This window comes from Streptomyces sp. 4N124 (assembly GCF_052245395.1).
Classification (GTDB): Bacteria; Actinomycetota; Actinomycetes; order Streptomycetales; family Streptomycetaceae; genus Streptomyces.
The window spans coordinates 1-15659 of the sequence record NZ_JBQQBS010000070.1 but is presented as its reverse complement, the minus strand read 5'-3'; the positions used below and the strand labels follow the sequence as shown (position 1 = coordinate 15659).

15 protein-coding genes are annotated in these 15659 nt (G+C 71.9%); 4 read left to right on the top strand and 11 right to left on the bottom strand.

From position 1 onward, the window contains the following. Positions 1–10 precede the first annotated feature (10 nt). Both ACTWQO_RS42115 and ACTWQO_RS42110 read right to left on the bottom strand, forming a co-directional pair. Positions 11–517 (bottom strand): MFS transporter, encoded by a 507-nt coding sequence (locus ACTWQO_RS42115; protein WP_443242689.1) that lies wholly within the window; start codon positions 515–517, stop codon positions 11–13. Positions 518–658: 141 nt separating this feature from the next. Then, entirely contained in the window at positions 659–1783 is a 1125-nt protein-coding gene (locus ACTWQO_RS42110; protein ID WP_443242660.1) for an RNA-guided endonuclease InsQ/TnpB family protein, read from the bottom strand. 55 nt (positions 1784–1838) lie between these two features. Between ACTWQO_RS42110 and tnpA the strand changes: the two genes are divergently transcribed. The 4 genes from tnpA to ACTWQO_RS42090 all read left to right on the top strand — a co-directional run bounded on the left by tnpA (position 1839) and on the right by ACTWQO_RS42090 (position 5541). Beyond that, the gene (gene tnpA / locus ACTWQO_RS42105) at positions 1839–2267 is read left to right on the top strand and encodes an IS200/IS605 family transposase (protein ID WP_443242659.1); all 429 of its coding nucleotides are present in this window, start codon (positions 1839–1841) and stop codon (positions 2265–2267) included. A 329-nt stretch (positions 2268–2596) separates the two neighbouring features. Next, positions 2597–2806 (top strand): TetR/AcrR family transcriptional regulator C-terminal domain-containing protein, encoded by a 210-nt coding sequence (locus tag ACTWQO_RS42100; protein ID WP_443242658.1) that lies wholly within the window; start codon positions 2597–2599, stop codon positions 2804–2806. Positions 2807–2902: 96 nt separating this feature from the next. After that, positions 2903–4501, top strand: coding sequence for a serine/threonine-protein kinase (locus ACTWQO_RS42095; RefSeq protein ID WP_443242657.1), 1599 nt, complete (start codon positions 2903–2905; stop codon positions 4499–4501). A gap of 338 nt (positions 4502–4839) precedes the next feature. Beyond that, positions 4840–5541 (top strand): DUF2637 domain-containing protein, encoded by a 702-nt coding sequence (locus ACTWQO_RS42090; RefSeq protein ID WP_443242656.1) that lies wholly within the window; start codon positions 4840–4842, stop codon positions 5539–5541. A 53-nt stretch (positions 5542–5594) separates the two neighbouring features. Here the strand turns inward: ACTWQO_RS42090 and ACTWQO_RS42085 are convergent, their stop codons facing one another. The 9 genes from ACTWQO_RS42085 to ACTWQO_RS42045 form a co-directional block, all read right to left on the bottom strand. Further along, positions 5595–6992, bottom strand: a complete 1398-nt coding sequence (locus tag ACTWQO_RS42085; RefSeq protein ID WP_443242655.1) for an NADase-type glycan-binding domain-containing protein — start codon at positions 6990–6992, stop codon at positions 5595–5597. Between the two features lie 4 nt (positions 6993–6996). Beyond that, positions 6997–7563 carry a phage tail protein gene (locus ACTWQO_RS42080; protein ID WP_443242654.1) on the bottom strand — a complete coding sequence of 189 codons (567 nt, stop codon included), beginning with the start codon at positions 7561–7563 and terminating at the stop codon, positions 6997–6999. Continuing rightward, positions 7560–9518, bottom strand: coding sequence for a putative baseplate assembly protein (locus ACTWQO_RS42075; protein ID WP_443242653.1), 1959 nt, complete (start codon positions 9516–9518; stop codon positions 7560–7562). Before ACTWQO_RS42075 ends, ACTWQO_RS42080 begins: the two co-directional genes overlap by 4 nt. Next, positions 9518–9940, bottom strand: coding sequence for a GPW/gp25 family protein (locus tag ACTWQO_RS42070; RefSeq protein ID WP_443242652.1), 423 nt, complete (start codon positions 9938–9940; stop codon positions 9518–9520). Before ACTWQO_RS42070 ends, ACTWQO_RS42075 begins: the two co-directional genes overlap by 1 nt. Positions 9941–10108: 168 nt before the next feature. After that, positions 10109–10447: a PAAR domain-containing protein gene (locus ACTWQO_RS42065; RefSeq protein ID WP_443242651.1), complete on the bottom strand. Its 339-nt coding sequence runs from the start codon at positions 10445–10447 to the stop codon at positions 10109–10111. A 32-nt stretch (positions 10448–10479) separates the two neighbouring features. After that, a complete protein-coding gene (locus ACTWQO_RS42060) occupies positions 10480–12327 on the bottom strand; it encodes a VgrG-related protein (protein WP_443242650.1) in 1848 nt (615 codons plus the stop codon). After that, entirely contained in the window at positions 12324–13046 is a 723-nt protein-coding gene (locus ACTWQO_RS42055; RefSeq protein ID WP_443242649.1) for a CIS tube protein, read from the bottom strand. The genes ACTWQO_RS42060 and ACTWQO_RS42055 overlap by 4 nt, the downstream gene beginning before the upstream one ends. A gap of 57 nt (positions 13047–13103) precedes the next feature. Next, entirely contained in the window at positions 13104–13529 is a 426-nt protein-coding gene (locus tag ACTWQO_RS42050) for a phage tail protein (protein WP_443242648.1), read from the bottom strand. A 30-nt stretch (positions 13530–13559) separates the two neighbouring features. Further along, the gene (locus tag ACTWQO_RS42045; RefSeq protein ID WP_443242647.1) at positions 13560–15506 is read right to left on the bottom strand and encodes a hypothetical protein; all 1947 of its coding nucleotides are present in this window, start codon (positions 15504–15506) and stop codon (positions 13560–13562) included. Between the last annotated feature and the right edge of the window lie 153 nt (positions 15507–15659).

The following is a 15659-nucleotide window of genomic DNA, read 5'->3' as shown; positions in this document are numbered from 1 at the left end:
GGGCGCGGCACTACCTGGGCGAACCGGAACCGACCCTCGGCCTGCGGCGTTGCCGGCGTGCCAGGACGATCGCCACCACCGTGGCGACCACGAACGACCCCGCCGCGAGGGCGATGTAGCCATGCACGCCCGCGGCCGAGTTCTCCTCGGCTCCGTCCACGACCACGGTGGTGGAGGTGAGGACGGCCGCGCCCACCATGTTCATCAGCACGGAGCCGATCGCCGGCATGACCTGGACCAGGCCGGTCACGACGCCCTGTGATGCGGGCGGTGCCGTGCTGGTGGCCATGTTGAAGGCGGAGGTCACGATCGCTCCGGCGGTGAAGCCCAGGAGGCCGGCGAAGACGACAGCGGCGGGGAAGTGGGAGATCGACAGGTACATCCCGAAGGTGGCCAGCATGCCGATCACCACCCCGCCGGCCAGGGTCGAGGCCGGTCCGACGCGGCTGACCAGCCAGCCGGCCAGGGTGCCGCCGGCCATGATGCCGATCGACGGCAGGGCGAACAGCAGGCCCAGCGTGCCCTGTTCGGCGAGTCCGTAGCCGAGTCCGTCGGCGGGGGGCGATGTCGGCGATCAGGCTGAGCAGTGAGCAGCGAGCAGCAGTTGGAGCATGCTCTGTTGAACTCCTCCGCCCCGTGAACGGGGCGGAATCCCATCTCAGGCCGCGTGCGGCTTGGTGACGAAACGGGACTGGCTTTCACGACTGCCAGGGGTGATGAATCCGCAGGCCGAGCAGCGGCGCGAGGTGTTCGGGGCGGGGACCTTGACCAGGTGTCCGCCCCGGTCGGCCAGCTTGTATTGGAGGAAAGTGACCGTCCGGCCCCATGCCTCACCGCTGATCGACCTGTTCAGTCCGGCCTTCTGTCGGACGTTCTTGCCGGGGGCTTCCACGGTCCCCCTGGCGGACTTGACCATGTTGACAATGGCAAGGTCTTCCACCCCGATGACGCCGAAGATGTCGGAAATCTCGGTGGTGGTCTTGTGCTGCCAGTCGACCGCTCGGCGCGTGGCTCTTGCGCGGAGCTGGGCAATCTGGTCGTACGTGTGGCGCAGGCGGTTGCTGGTGCGCTCGCCGGGCTTGTGGTGGGCGCGCTGGCGTTCCCGCTGCTGTTCTAACCTCTTGAGCCGCTTGGCCTCACCAGGGGTGAGCCACGACCCGTGTTCGCGGAAGGTTCCGTCCGAGAGGGCGAGGGGCTTGGCGATACCCCGGTCGATGCCGACGACCGGACCTTCATGCGGCTTGGGCTCGTCCGCCTCGGTCTGGACGCGGAAGACGATGTGCCAGCCGTTCACTTCCTTGACCAGTCGCGCCCCGGTGACCCGATTGTTCTTGTCGGCACGCTTGCCGTACGGGAGGTCTTTGGCCCACCGGAAGCGGACCAGGCCGACCATGGGCACCCAGCACTGACCCCAGTGGCGGGACAGGCGGGTGATGCGAAGGTCACGTCCCTGGGGGATGTCGACGGCCCGGCGTGCGGTGCGCTTCTTGAACGCTGGCTCTTCGGCGCGGCCTTCCCAGCAGTTCACCCACGCCCGGTGATACGTCTTCAACACCTGTTGCGCGGCCTGCGCGGGCACGGCCTTGAGCCAGGGAATGTCCTTGCGGGGCTGCCGTATGACCTCGTCCATGCGGGACAGCGAGCGTTGGCATTTCGGGGTCATCTGCCACAGCTCGTGCAGCAGATTCCACCTGGCTCGGGCGCTTGGGCCCTGGTCATCGACCGTGGCGACCTGATCGGGGGTGAGATAAAGCCGGGCCTTGTGGCCGCGCTGACGCTTCAACTCCCCTCCCTGATCCGCCCGTTGGCTGGTTCCCTGATCACACTACAGTTGGTGCATGTCACCGCGATGGGAAGCAGAACCCGACATCAGGCGCTCAGCGCACGTCGTCTACCACCTTCACGCACACTTGGTGTTCGTCACGAAGTACCGGCGCGGAGTCTTCACCCCGGAGATGCTGGAACGCTGCGAAGGGATCATGAGCGACGTGTGCGCGGACTTCGAGGCGGAGCTGAAGGAGTTCAACGGCGAGCGGGATCACGTCCACCTACTGGTGCACTACCCGCCGAAGATCCAGCTCTCCAAGCTGGTCAACAGCCTCAAGGGCGTCTCCTCCCGCAGACTGCGGCAGGAGTACACCGGCCAGGTCGACCGGGCCATCATGCACGGCCAGTTCTGGTCACGGTCGTACTTCGCCGGAAGCTGCGGAGGGGCACCGCTGACCGTGGTGCGCCAGTACATCGAGAACCAGCGGCGCCCCGTCTGACGCGGCCGAGACAGACAGAAGTCGAGTGACGGGATGCCCGGTTCCGTACCGGCAGGATCGTGCTCTGGAACTGCCACAGCTCGCTGCCGGGGAGCGGGGTGAGGCCGAGCATGCCGTGCTCGGACGGCCAGATGTGCATGTGCTCGCGGTCGAGGTCAGGTCCGGTGACATCACCGAGATACCAGCGCTGCCGCTCGTAGGTCTCGCCGACCAGCGGGATCCCTGGGAGTCCCAGGGTGCCGCTCCTGCCGCCGCCCGCCGCCACGACGTAACGCGCGCGGACGGTCCGTATGCCGTCCGGTGCCCGGAGCGGTTGCTGGAGGAGCGGTTTGCTGGAGGAGCGGTTCGCGCAACTCGCGGCGAACGGCACGATCCGGACCGCCGACCCCCACCGCGCCGTCCAGCACTTCACCGCCCTCACCGTCCTCCTCGCCGTCGACGCGCTGCGGGACGACGGCGAGGGGAGCGCGGCGGCGGAATCGGAGATCCTCGCGATCATCGCCGACGGGGTCGACGCGTTCCTCCGCGCCTACCGCTGACGACGCCCGCCGCGCCGTGTGGCGGTGCGGGGCGTGGAGGCGCTCGCGCCCCGGTGACCAGGGCGGCAGGAATGTTGACAAGGTCGGTTAGTGTGCATGGCTAAGTGGCGAGGGGGGCTGAGCAAGGCGGAGGAGAAGGCTGTGTCGGACGAGGGGCGGCTCGTCGCCGGGCGGTACCGGCTCGTCGAGCGCGTCGGCCGCGGCGGCATGGGCACGGTGTGGCGGGCCGAGGACGAGGTGCTCGCCCGGCAGGTCGCGCTCAAGCAGCTCCACACGCAGCCGCATCTGTCCGACGCCGAGGTCGCCACGCTGTACGAGCGCACCCGCCGCGAGGCACGCAGCGCCGCCCGGGTCGTCCATCCCAACGTGGTCGTCGTGCACGACGTCGTCGAGGACGACGGCCGGCCCTGCATCGTCATGGAGTACGTCCCCGCGCCCACCCTCGGCGACATCCTCAAGGGCGGCCGGACCCTGCCGCCCGAGGAGACGGCGCGGATCGGCCTCGGCATGATCGCCGCCGTACGGGCCGCGCACGCCGCCGGTGTCCTGCACCGCGACATCAAGCCCGGCAACGTCCTGCTCGGCGCCGGGGGCCGGGTCGTCCTGACCGACTTCGGCATCGCGCAGACCGCCGGGACGTCGACGCTCACGCAGACCGGGGAGATGGTCGGCTCCATCGACTTCATGGCCCCGGAGCGGATCCGCGGCCAGAAGCCCGGCCCGTCCTCCGACCTGTGGTCGCTGGGCGCGACGCTGTACCAGGCGGTGGAGGGGCGTCCGCCGTACCGCCGCGACACCCCCATGGAGACCGCGTACGCCATCGCCGTCGAGCCCTTCGCGCCGATGCGGCAGGCCGGTCCGCTCGAACCGCTCATCGAGATCCTGCTGTCCCGGAACCCCGAGGACCGGCCCACGGCGGAACAGACGGAACGAGCCCTGCGGGCCACCTGGTCCGGCGGGCCGACGGCCACGGTGGCGACCGCCGTCGCCCAGGAGGGCCCGGTCGGCGACCCGGACACGGCACGGACGTCCCCGACATCCCCGACGTCCGCGACCCCGTCGACGCCGCCCGCGCCGCCGGAAGGCAACGCTCGGGACCGCAAGCGGGCCTCGCGCGTCCTCGTGCCGGTGGCGACCGTCCTGGCCGTGGCCGCGGTGGGCGGCGCCCTCTACGTCACGTCGAACGACGACGGCACGGCGGACTCCCGGCGGACCGGTGCCGCGGCAAGCACGCCGGCGGCCACGCCCTCGCCGGTCCCCGACGGCTACCGCCTGGTCCACGCCAAGCAACTCGGCGTCTCCTTCCCCGTGCCGGACGACTGGAAGCAGAAGCAGGCAGCGGGCGACGGGGTCACGTACGTCGACCCGACCGGCCTGGCCGGCGTCACCATCGGCATGGTCGACCCCGCGGGCTCGCACCCCGTGGAGCACTTCAAGGACATCGAGGCGAACACCAAGGCCAACTACCCGACGTCGTACCGCAGGCTCCGCATGCAGAAGACGACGTTCCGGGACCAGCCGGCCGCGGTGTGGGAGTTCACCTTCCGCGGCCGCGCCCGCGCCTTCCGCGCCATCGACCTCGGCTACGGCTCGGCGGGCGGCCGGGAGTACGACATCTACGTGTCGGCCCCGGACGCCCGATGGGACACCTACCGCCCCGTCTTCAACGCCGTGCGGGACGGGTTCCGTCGATGATCTCGGACTACCACGCGTAGATCTTCAGAATTTCAGTAACTCTGAATCTTAGTCCGATACATAAATAATCGCCGCTGGCCAATATTCCCCCGAATGCCCGATGCCTTGCACCCTGGGACGCTCGTTAGGTGGACGTGACTTGGGAGGAAAGGCATGCAGAAGAGGCTCACCCGCACTGCTCAGACCTGTTCGAGGACTTCCTTGAAGCGATCAGCAGCATCAAAAGTGAATATCTGCGGGCTACGCTGGACGGGCTTGACACCGCCACCACAGTCCCCGCTCCAGCCCGAGGCTCACACTCTGGATGAAACGTCCTGAGCCGGAGGAAGGAGTGATCAATGGACAGGATTCAGGACGAGAACCTGCTCTATGCGGTGACGACCCAGAAGCCTGAGGACACTCAGCCGCTCGAGGCCCAGCACCTGTGGCAGCTCTCCGACCCCGGGATCCCGTCGGACGGCTGGGATCTGGACCAAGAACTGGCGCAGATGCTCAGTACGACGCCCAGCGTGGATCCCGTCCCTCCCCCGCTGGACAGCCACCGGCGCCCACGCCGCCCGGTGAATCGACGCCGGCCCCGTCCGGGGATTCAGCTCTTCACCGGAAATCCGCGGGTGATCACCGTTGCGATCTTGGTGGCCATAATCACCATGTGCGCGGTGACCATGCTGTACTGGTCGATCTCTTATTCATATGACCAACTGCGCACCATCGCACTGCTGGTGGTGTCCGAGAATTTGGCGCAATGGTGGCCGCTCACCGTGTACGGACCGTGGCTGGTGGCCGGTTTATCGATCTTGCGGGCATCCGTTCAGCACCGCACCGCCCGGCGGTCCTGGGTGGTGATGCTGATCTCCTCCGGCACGGCGGTCGCCCTGTGCATCGGCCAGTCCCCGCATTCTCTGCTCGCGATGGTCATCGTCGGGATTCCGCCGATCACCGCCCTGGTCTGTTTCCGTGAACTCGTCGGCCAGTTCTCGTCCCGGGGACCCAAGCACGCCGCGGACTCCCTGAAGGGACCCAAGCAGACACGGCCGTAGCCGGACCGGCGGCGGGCCCCGCGCCCGCCGGACCGCCGGCCCTCCTGCCCGCGTCAGCTCCGCTGGAAGAACTCCACCTCCGCCAGGGCCAGATGACGGCCCTGGGCGAGTCCGACGGCGGAACGCAGCACCAGCCGTACCTTCCGCACATCGCTGTACCCGGTGGCGATCGTCTGGTCGCCCGGCTTGTCGCTGAGGGTGAGTTCCTTCTTGTGCGTGGTGCCGTCCTCCGCCGTCACCTCCAGGTCCACCTGGAGCGCGCGCGCCTGGAGGGCGTACTTCTGCGGCTCCTTGGACGCGCCGTTGGTGATGATCACGTCGACCAGCCGGAACGGCTTGCGGAAGGTGTACGTCACCGAGGCACCCGTCGCGGGCGCGCCCCAGTAGCGGTTGCTCAGCCCGTCCGTGGTGTTCTTCGCCGGGTGTCCCTGCACCGACGCGCTCGCCTCGGTGCTCGCCGGCGTCACGGGCTTGGCCTTGCCCAGCTTGTCCCGGGTGTCCTCGATCAGGGCGCGTCCGGCCGGCATCAGCAGGAAGCCGCCCGCGCACAGCGCCAGCACCACGAGCAAGATCACCAGGAACCGCGTCATCCCGCCCGAACTCGCCCGCACCCGGCGCCGGAACGGCCACACGGTCCGCCACCACGGCAGCGGCGCGGCCTTCGCCGTGGGCCTCAACTCGGCCGCGCAGCGCCGGCAGAACCGGCGCTCCGGCAGGTTCGGCGTCCCGCACACCGGACAGGGCACTCCCGCCCCTTCGTCCGGCACGGCCACGGGTCGTACGACGGGACGCGCGGCCACCGGCTTCGCGGGCCGGACGGGCACGATGGCGTCCGGGTCCGCTGACTCGGAGGCGGCGGGGGTGCGGGGGCGGGGGATGCTCTGGGCGGATGGCGCGGGTGGAGCGGGTGCCGTTGGAGGAACGGGTGGGGTGGTGGGGGTTGAGGGTGCGGGAGGCGCCGTAGGCACGGGGGGTGTGGCAGGCGTGGTGGGGGGAGCGTCTTCGGTACGGCGGGGCTCGTCGGCGCCGGTCGTTTCGCCGGTGCGGACCTCGTCCGGCCCGGACTGGGGTGGGGAGTTCGTGGGCTCGTCCTGGCCGGGGTCGGCGGCGGGGGCCGTGTCGGCGCCGGAGCCGGTGTCCGCGGGCTGCGTCGTGCTCAGCCTCCTCGGCTCGCCGCGGCCGAGGCCGGTCAGCCGGGCGCGGAACGACGAGGGGCGGGGAGGTGGGGCGGACTCGGGCTCGTCCGCCGGGGGTGCTGCGGGCGCGGGTGCGGGAGGCTCCGGGGGTGCGGTCGGCGCCTGCTCCGGCGGTGCGGTTGACTCCGGTGGCGTCGCCGAGGGTGTGCTCGGGGCCTGAGCAGCCGGTTCCGACCAGCCCAAGTACGCGCCACAGTTGCCGCAGAAGTCGTCCGTCGAGCCGTTGGACGCCCCGCACGCGGGACATGCGCGCATGGCGTCACCTCCCTTCGTCGGCGGGCGGGCCGGGGAGGACCTCCACCCGGAATGCCGTGTGCACCGGGTACATGGCCCGGACGATCTCGCGGACCCTGGCCGGGTCCACCCGCGCCTCACGGCCCGGCCAGACCCGGACCAGGATCTCGGCGGCGGGCGGGGGCGGCAGATCGGTGCCGGCGGTGTTCGACCACCACGAACCGCCGTCGCCGGTCACGTCGCAGTGCACACCGAGCGCGAGCTGCAGGGCCTCCGCCAGACCGCGTCTGGTGCCGCGCCACCGGTGCAGCTCCACCGCACGGACGACCGCCTCGCGGCGCAGTTCCACGGGCCACTGGGGGTCGTCGGCGGCGCCCACCCACGACGCCAGCCAGGCCAGGAAGTCGACGGGGGTGACCCGGGGGTCGAGGTAGGCGGTGAGGTTGTCGAGGGTCGCGAACACCGGGGCGAGGACGGTGTCGAGGCCGGCGGTGAAGCGCTGCGCGAAGTCGTCGTCGGCGTACAGCGCGGGCAGTTGCTCACCGATGGGGAAGCGGCTCGGCAGGCCGGGTACGGCGGCGCGACGGCTCATCCCCGTACCTCGTCCATCGCCGTCACGACCACCTGGTGCTGGTAGGAGAAGACGAGCGCGCCCGCTGCCACGTCGATGCGGTCCGCCGGGGCGCCGCGGCGGCCGGTGATGGGGTCGGCGGGGAACAGGAGGATCTCCTCGACGAGGGCGCTGCCGGTGGCGCGTTGGAGGATGCCGAAGATCTCGCCGTACTGGACGGGTCGGCCGAAGGGCCAGCCGGTGCCGTCCGGGCCGCCGCTCAGCGGGTTGAGGTGGCGGAACAGGGCGTCGAGGGCGTCGTCGCGGACGCGGTCGGTGTCGGCGGCGGCCGTCGCGAGCCGGGCGACCACGGTGACGCCCTGGTAGACCGGCGGCTCGACGACGAGGCGGGTGCCGATGAGGCGGCGTTCGTCGAGGCTCGCGGTGATGGCCTCCAGTACCTGGTCGGAGGGGATCAGCTGCTCGAAGCGGAGGCGGTCGTCGCCCTCGTCGGCCACGGCGTCCGGGACGACGAGGACCCGTACCGCGCCCGGTTCCTCCGCCGCGGGCAGACAGCGGACCCGGCGTACCGAGGGCGCGACCTGGCGGCTGATGATCTCGTAGTCCTCGGCGGTCACCGCGCGCTCCTGCATGCGCAGCACTTCCGGCGCCCGCAGCTTGGCGTTCTCCACCGTCTCGCCCGCGACACCGCCGCGTGCCGCCTCCCGGTTGGTGACCTGGGCGATGTACGGAACGGAGCTGAGCAGCACGGAGATCGCGCCGCGGGCGACGTTGCCCGCGGGGCCGCCGCCGGTGCGGTAGCGGGCGACGCGTATGTGGGCGCCCTTGGGCGGTACGGCGCCGCACTGGCGCAGCGTGCCGTCCGGTTCGCGCAGTACCGGCGGGAAGGCGAACTCGCCGTTGGTGGCGTCCACGCGGACGTGCCGGTCGGCGGGGCCGGAGCGGCCGAAGTGGTCGACCACGTCCCAGCGTTGCCAGCCCTCGGCCGAGGACACCTCCACCACCGGGGGCTCGCCGTCGAGGAGGACCGGCGGGCGGCCGAGCCGGAACGTCTGCCCGGCGACGCCCTCCGAGGTGCCGAGCGGTACGTCGGTCACGGTCTCGGCGTGCTCGACGGACATGGTGCCGCCGACGGTGAACACCTCCGCCTCGCGCACCGTCGGGGACTCCGAGTAGAACGGCTGGCCCGGCTCCGCCTCGGTGACCCGGCAGCGCAGCCAGCCGGCCCGGGTCCCGCCGATCACCGACGCGGTGTGCCCGGCCGGTACGTGCACGATGACCTCGCCGGGCCGGTTCAGACCGCCGGTGGTGTCCGTGCTGGTCTCGCACAGCTGCCAGCCGCCGCCGTCCCAGGCCTCCCACACCAGCGGGGGCTGGCGCGGGTCCACGCCGACGCCCTCCACGCGGCTGTCCAGGCGCACCGCGACGATGCACCGCGGCACCGCCGTCGGCAGGCCGAACAGCAGGGCGTCGCCCGGCTCCGGTGCGGCCTGGAAGCAGGGGATGTCGTGGCCTTCGGCGAGCGTGCCGGTCATGTCGGTCTGCTCACCGGTCCTGGGCGCGGTCACCAGGCGGGTCAACTCACTGGGCACGATACGCAGTTCGTCCGTGGTCGCGAACACCACGGGCTCGTCGCTCTCGCCGCCCGCGGTGGTCACCTCGGTGCCGGCGGGCAGCGCGACGGTGTCGGGCTGCGGCGCCGACAGCCAGAAGTCGACGTCGGCCGAGGCGGCGGCGGGCGGGAACAGGCTGATGCCCAACAGGTCCAGGAACGCGGTGTAGTTCTTGTCCGGGACCCGGTTCAGCCGGTACAGCAGCTGGTCCACCATGTAGGCGAACGTCTCGATGAGGGTGACGCCCGGGTCGGAGACGTTGTGGTCGGTCCACTCCGGCGTGCGCTGCTGCACATACCGCTTCGCCTCGTCGACGAGTTGCTGGAACCGTCGGTCGTCCAGGTTGGGGGAGGGCAGGGCCATCAGTCCGCGACCAATTCCTCGGCCCCCTCCTCGGAGGGGATCGTGTAGAAGGGAAAGACCAGGTTGCGCCGGTCGTTGGTGGAGCGCAGGGTGTAGTGCACGTCGATGTAGAGGGTGCCGTCCTCGACGGCGTCGAAGGCGACGATCACGTCCTCCACCGCGATGCGCGGCTCCCACCGCTCCAGGGCCTCGCGCACATGCTGCGCGATACGTCCGGCGGTGGCGCCGTCGCCGGGGGCGAAGACGTAGTCGTGGATGCCGCACCCGAACTCGGGGCGCATGGGCCGCTCACCGGGCGCGGTGCCGAGCACCAGCCGGATCGCCTCCTCGATCTCCCGCTCCCGCTCGACCATGGCGATCCCCCCGGTCGGCCCGACCCGCAGCGGAAACCCCCAGCCACGGCCGATGAACCGCTCACTCATCACACACCTCCGGTCGGGAAGTTCGGGCCGCCGGGCAGCATCACGCCGCCGCACGCGGGATGCCCGCCCCGCAGCCGGAGCAGAGGGCCACGCCGAATGAAGCGCTCGCTCATCGCACGCCCCCGATCACGACGTTCAGGCTGCCGGGCAGGGTCGGAGCGCCGCTCATCACACGCCCCCGATCAGGACGTTCGGGGCGCCCATCATGATCATTGCGCCGCATGTGGTCTGGTCCCGCATGCGTGCGGCCGGCAAGCCGCCGATGAGGACCTGGCCCTTGGCGAGGGCGCTCGGGTCGGGCTTGATCACGTTGGCCGGTCCCAGGGCGGCGTGCGGCGGTATCGGGCAGGTGACCAGGCTGCCCACGCCGCCGACGGGGCTGGTGGCGACGGCGGCGGGTTTGCCGCCGATCAGCACGCGCATCACCGCCTGGGCAGCGGGGCCGGTCGGCAGGGCGATCGCCCCGCCGTGGTTGGTGGGGTCACCGGTACGGGCTGCGGGTGGCATGCGGTCCTCCTTGGGAAGGTGAAGGTCGGGGGTCAGTTGATCCGGATGAGCTTGGCCTTGAGGACGCCGAGCAGGCCGCCGTCGACGGTGACCCCCGTGCGGCCGGTGACGTTCACGCTCGTGCCGCTGACGTCCACCTTGCGGCCGCCGATCGTCACCCCGACCCGGCCCTGGATGTCCACGTTCCGGCCGGACACGCTCACGTTGCCCCGCATCGCGTCCAGGGTGATGCCCTTCTTGTCCAGCACGACGGAGGTGAGGGGGCGGACGCCGCCCCTGCTGGCGTACACCGTCAGCTCGATCGATCCCTTCCGTTGATCGACCTTTATCTCGAGACGCTCGTCGCCGGATGCGAGCCTGAGCCCGGACTGGCCCGGTGCCCTCGCGTCCAGCAGCTCCAGCCGGTGCCCCGAACGCGACACGATGGAGCGCCGGTTGACCTTGCCGGTGGTCTTGTCGATCAGCGGGTCCTTGTGGGGCGAGGGCTTGTCCACGCCGTTGTAGAGCCCGCCGATGACGTACGGGCTGTCCAGCAGGCCCTGTTCGAAGCCGACCAGGACCTCGTCGTTGACCTCGGGGCTGACGACGCCTCCGCCGCCCTTGCCGCCCCACTGCACGGTGCGCACCCAGTCGGTGGTGTACGTGTCGTCCAGCCAGGGGAACTTCAGCTTCACCCCGCCGTTCTGGGCGCCGCCCGGCTCGCGGACGTCCGTCACCACGCCGATCGCGAGTCCCGGCATGCGCGGGCCGCGGGACGGTGCGTTGGCGCCGGTCACCAGGCCGGTCAGGGAGCGGTCGGGGCTGGCGCTGACCCACACCGTCGTGCGGTATCCGCCGTCCGGTTCGAGGATGTGCTGCACCGCGGTCGCCGTGTACTTGCCGGAGAACGCCTGCCCGACGTTGCCGAGCGCCACGGGCTTGCCGGCCCGCAGCAGGGGGTTGCCCTCGGCCACCACCTCCAGCTCGCCGAAGCCCGCGCTGACCTGGTCGGCCACCGCGTCCGCGACCGCCTTCGTCTCGGCCTGGGTGCGGTACGGGGTGTCGGTGACGGTCAGCTTCGACGACTTGCCGAACCGGGCGGCCAGCGCAGGGCTCAGCCCCGGCACCACCGTGTCGCTGTTCACCGACGGCATCTTGGCCACCAGCGGCCGCTTCGTGGTGACGTCCCAGCCGCGCACCTCCACCTGCTGCGCACCGTCGGCGGCCGACAGGGAGGCCCGTAGCGCCAGCAGGTTGCGGCCGTACTCCAGCACCATCGCGTTCTTGGCGGCCGAGGTCGACGGCGCGGGCGCGCCGGACGCCTTCGTCGGCTTGGTGAACTGCAGCAGCCCCTTGTCGTCGACGCGCACCTGCGCGCCGCTCTCGGCGGCCAGGAACTGCAGGAAGTCCCAGTCGGACACGTTCGCCTGGGAGAGCTGCTTGTACATGACCGGCGCGGCCTGCACGGTGCCGCAGGCCAGCCCCGCCCCGGCGGCCACCTTGCGGACGATCGCCGAAGCGGTCATGTTCCGGTACGCCACCACCTTCCGGCCCCGCTGCAGTCGGTGCGCCTTCGAATAGGCGCGCACCACCGTGAACGAGCCCGTGCGGTCCCGGTCCACCTCCAGCGCGGTCACCTCACCGTTGAACAGCCGCTCCTTGGCCTGTCCGGTCACGGTCATCACCGAGACCTTGAGCGGGGTGCCGATGGTGATGCCGGTCTTCTTCAGGAACTCGTGGTCGGGGTCGCGGAAGGTGAGCACCGCCGCGTCCGGCAGGCCCACGTTCTCGTCGACCACACAGCTCACCAACTGGGCGGCCCAGACCGGCGGAAGCTCACTCGGCGCCTCCACGATGGGGTCCGCCGCGAAGGACCGGCCGTCCCGTGCGCCGCCTGTCACTGTTCCTCCTCAGCGCCCGCGTCGCTCAGTGCCGGCACCACGAGTTCGGTGCCGGGCGTGAGCGTCATCGGGTCGTCGATGTCGTTCGCCTCCGCGATGACCCGCCAGGCCGTCGCGTCGCCGTATTCCTGCCAGGCCAGCAGCGCCAGGCTGTCGCCCGCCACGACGGTGTGCGTGCTGCGGGCGGTGCGCGCGCCGGACGTGGGGTTCTGGCCCGCCGGGCCGACGCTCGCCTCCTCGATGGACAGCTGGCAGGTGGCCCGCAGCGGCTTGCCGTCCACGTCGAACAGCGTGTACGACACGGACAGGCTGGAGAGCACCCCGTCGAACGAGGTCGTCCGCGCGGTGCCCCACTCGAACCGCACCCAGGGGCTGGCCGGCTTCTTGCGTCCCAGGCTGGCCTTGGTCGGCACGCAGGCCTTCATCAGCTTCTCCACCGCCTGCTCCACGGAGTTGTCGTGCTTGGCGGTGGCGTCCAGGAACACCTCGAGGCTCAGCGTGCGCGGGCCGCTGCCGACGAACTCGGGCAGCGCCGACTCCGCCGCCATACGGGACGGTGTGCGCCGCCACTCGGTGGTCTTGCTCAGCTCCAGGGTGGAGGGGTTGAACTGGAGGTTGAGCCGCGCGAGCGTCCCGCCGGGCTTCGCGCCGACCGAGGCAGGAGGCTCCTTCAGGGTCAGCTGAGCCCTGACCCGACTGGTGCGGGGCGCTTTGGCCATGCCGGGACTTCCTTTCCGGGACGATCAATCGGGCGGCGGGCTGTTCATGAGGGTGGGTCAGGAAGGGCTCAGCCCTTCGTGGGCGATCTCCAGCGTCTCCACCGCCGCCTCCGAATTGCTGGGGTCGAAGGACGGGCCCTGCCAGCGCACCGGCACGATTCCGAACACCTGCCAGCTGATGATCCGGGTGAGGTCCGGTTTCAGCGCCACGATCTCGCCGTCCTTGGGCTCCACCCGCTTCAGCGTCTCGTCGAGCCAGCGGGCGATCTTCGCCGTGTCCTTGGTGACCGGCCGGGTGAGGGTGATGTTCGACCAGGTCACCCGCCCGGGCAGATTGTGGGTGAAGCCGTTGTTGCCGCCCTCGGCGTAGGTCTCGATCTCGACCTCGGCGCCCATGCCGGAGCAGGTGTGGAAGGCGCCCAGGTCGTTGCCGCCGATCACGAGCTTGAAGAACACGCTCGTCGCGAAGATGTTGTCCGTCATTCGTCCGTCATCCGTTCCGTGCCGGGGCCCTCAGCGGCGTCCGTCGTAGGGGCGGCCTGTACGTTCCCGTCCACGCCGCAGCTCGGTACGCAGCAACCGGGCCACCGGGTCGATCAGGCGGCGCGCCAGCTCGTCCAGGTCCATGCCGGGGTCCTGCGGTGTCTCCGCACGGTGGGCCGTGCGCTTGGCGGAGGCGGAATGGCCGGTGGCGGGGTTCGCGGAGCCGGCGGAAGCCGGCCGCGAACGGCCGTTCCCCGCCTGCGGCTTGGCCGGTTCGGCGAGATCACCGGCCGCGGAGGCCGGCTGCCGAGGGCGCGTCGGGCGCGCCTTGTCCATACTCCCCGGAAGTGCGGAGTCGTCCGCGCTGTAGGCGCGTTGGACGGGGGGTGCCGCGCCGCGGTTGCCGCCGCCTGGAGCAGCGGCCCGGAGTTGGACCACGGGTACGTTCCCCGCCGATGCCGATGCTTGCGAAGGCGCCGGGCCGTCCGCGAGCGGCGGCGCCTGCGGAGGCGTCACCGGCAGGGACCGCGCCGGGGCGGGCCCTTCGGGGGTCTCGCGGTGGGGCGGCGCAAGCTGTACGACGGGGACGCGCTGGGCCGCGGCGGAGGAACCGGTCGTTGGTGCGCCCGAGTTATGTGGCCCGGGGTGCGGGGTCGCGGCCCGCTGGACCTGCGGTGTCGCCGGTCCGGGATGCGCCGTAGTGGCCCGCTGGACCTGTGGGGCCGCCGGTCCGGGGTGCCCGGTTGCGGCTCGCTGGACTTGCGGGCCCGGGGTCGCTGACCGCTGCACGTGCGGCGTCGCCGGGGTCGCCGAGGACGGGCCCGGCGTCGGGTGTGCGGGCGTCCCGGTGCCGGCCTGGCTCTGGGGGGCAGCCGGGTCGCCCGGCCAGCGCATCGGCACCACGGGACGGTTGCCGGAGCGGGTGGCGGCAGGTTGTGCGGCGCCTTCCGGGGCCCGGGTGCTGAGGGTGAGCGGGCGCGCGGGCAGCAGCTGGAGGGTGAGGGGTGCCGCGGAGGCGGGGGGCGCCGCAGAGCCGGTCACGGGGAGGGGGCGCGGGTCGGCTGCGCCAGGGGTCCGGGCGGCGCGCGAGGCCGCCGGGGTCCGGGAGGCGCCTGCGGTGCCGTGGGTGCCGGGTGCCGCCTGGACGGAGGGTGCCGCGGAGCCGGTCACGGGGAGGGAGCGCGGGTCGGCTGCGCCAGGGGTCCGGGAGGCCGCCGGGGCAGTGGGCCGGTCGGCGGCCTGGGTTCGGGCGTCCGGAGTGCCTTCGGCAAGGGCGCGCGCCACCACAACCGGGCCCGGGGCGCCGGGAGTTGAGGGCTGTTGAACAGCAGGGCGTGGGGCGTTCCCGGCCGGAGGGGCGGGAGTTGTCGGGGCTGCCGCGCCCACGGCGCCCCCCGCTGCGGTGGCCGGAGACGGCGTCACCAGCGGCGTGGCGAGTCCGTTGCCGTCGTTCGTGGGGTGGCCGGGTGACGTGGAGTCCCCGGTGGCGGAGGGGTTCGTGACGCGGCGCTGGACGTCGACCGACCCCAGCAGCGGCGCGTCCGTTCCGCTCTCCCCGCGGGTGGGCGGTGCGGTCTCGGTGGGCGTGCCGTCGCGGCCCGGGGCGGTGGCGGGGCTGCGGTCGTCCGGGCGGGCCGGAGCGCGCTGGATGTCCGGGCCGGGCGCGGGTCGTGCGGTCTCGGCGGACGTCCGGTCATGGTCCGGCGCGGTCGCGGAGCTGCGATCGTCATGGCGGGCCGGAGCGCGCTGGACGTCCGGGCCGGGCGCGGGCGCCGGACGGGAAGCGCGGGCGCCGGACGAAGTGGAACCGGGCACGTCGGCGCTCGGGGGCAGCGCGGGAAGCGGCGCGCCCAGGCCACCACGCGCACGCGCCCCGGACCGACCCGAGTCGGACGTCCGGCGCGGGGCGGGGCTCTCCTGAGCCGTTCCCCGCCCGCCACCATCGGACGTGCCGCCGCCTTCCGTCTGGCGCTGCACGACGGGAAGCGCCGGACCGGGCGCGGATCCGGTGCCTGACGCGGGGCGCGGTACCGGCGCTCCTTCCACCAACGGGGTTGCCGTAGACGGCAGTTCGCTCAGCGGAGCGCCAAGAGGAGCGCGGCTGCCCGTGCGTGTGGCGGCACGCTGTAC

What these genes read in the sequence shown, in the direction of transcription:
- ACTWQO_RS42050 (WP_443242648.1), bottom strand. Translation starts at nt 13,529, where the DNA reads ATGACGGACAACATCTTCGCGACGAGCGTGTTCTTCAAGCTCGTGATC.
- ACTWQO_RS42065 (WP_443242651.1), bottom strand. Translation starts at nt 10,447, where the DNA reads ATGCCACCCGCAGCCCGTACCGGTGACCCCACCAACCACGGCGGGGCG.
- ACTWQO_RS42090 (WP_443242656.1), top strand. Translation starts at nt 4,840, where the DNA reads ATGGACAGGATTCAGGACGAGAACCTGCTCTATGCGGTGACGACCCAG.
- ACTWQO_RS42075 (WP_443242653.1), bottom strand. Translation starts at nt 9,518, where the DNA reads ATGGCCCTGCCCTCCCCCAACCTGGACGACCGACGGTTCCAGCAACTC.
- ACTWQO_RS42085 (WP_443242655.1), bottom strand. Translation starts at nt 6,992, where the DNA reads ATGCGCGCATGTCCCGCGTGCGGGGCGTCCAACGGCTCGACGGACGAC.
- ACTWQO_RS42095 (WP_443242657.1), top strand. Translation starts at nt 2,903, where the DNA reads ATGGCTAAGTGGCGAGGGGGGCTGAGCAAGGCGGAGGAGAAGGCTGTG.
- ACTWQO_RS42055 (WP_443242649.1), bottom strand. Translation starts at nt 13,046, where the DNA reads ATGGCCAAAGCGCCCCGCACCAGTCGGGTCAGGGCTCAGCTGACCCTG.
- tnpA (WP_443242659.1), top strand. Translation starts at nt 1,839, where the DNA reads ATGTCACCGCGATGGGAAGCAGAACCCGACATCAGGCGCTCAGCGCAC.
- ACTWQO_RS42070 (WP_443242652.1), bottom strand. Translation starts at nt 9,940, where the DNA reads ATGAGTGAGCGGTTCATCGGCCGTGGCTGGGGGTTTCCGCTGCGGGTC.
- ACTWQO_RS42080 (WP_443242654.1), bottom strand. Translation starts at nt 7,563, where the DNA reads ATGAGCCGTCGCGCCGCCGTACCCGGCCTGCCGAGCCGCTTCCCCATC.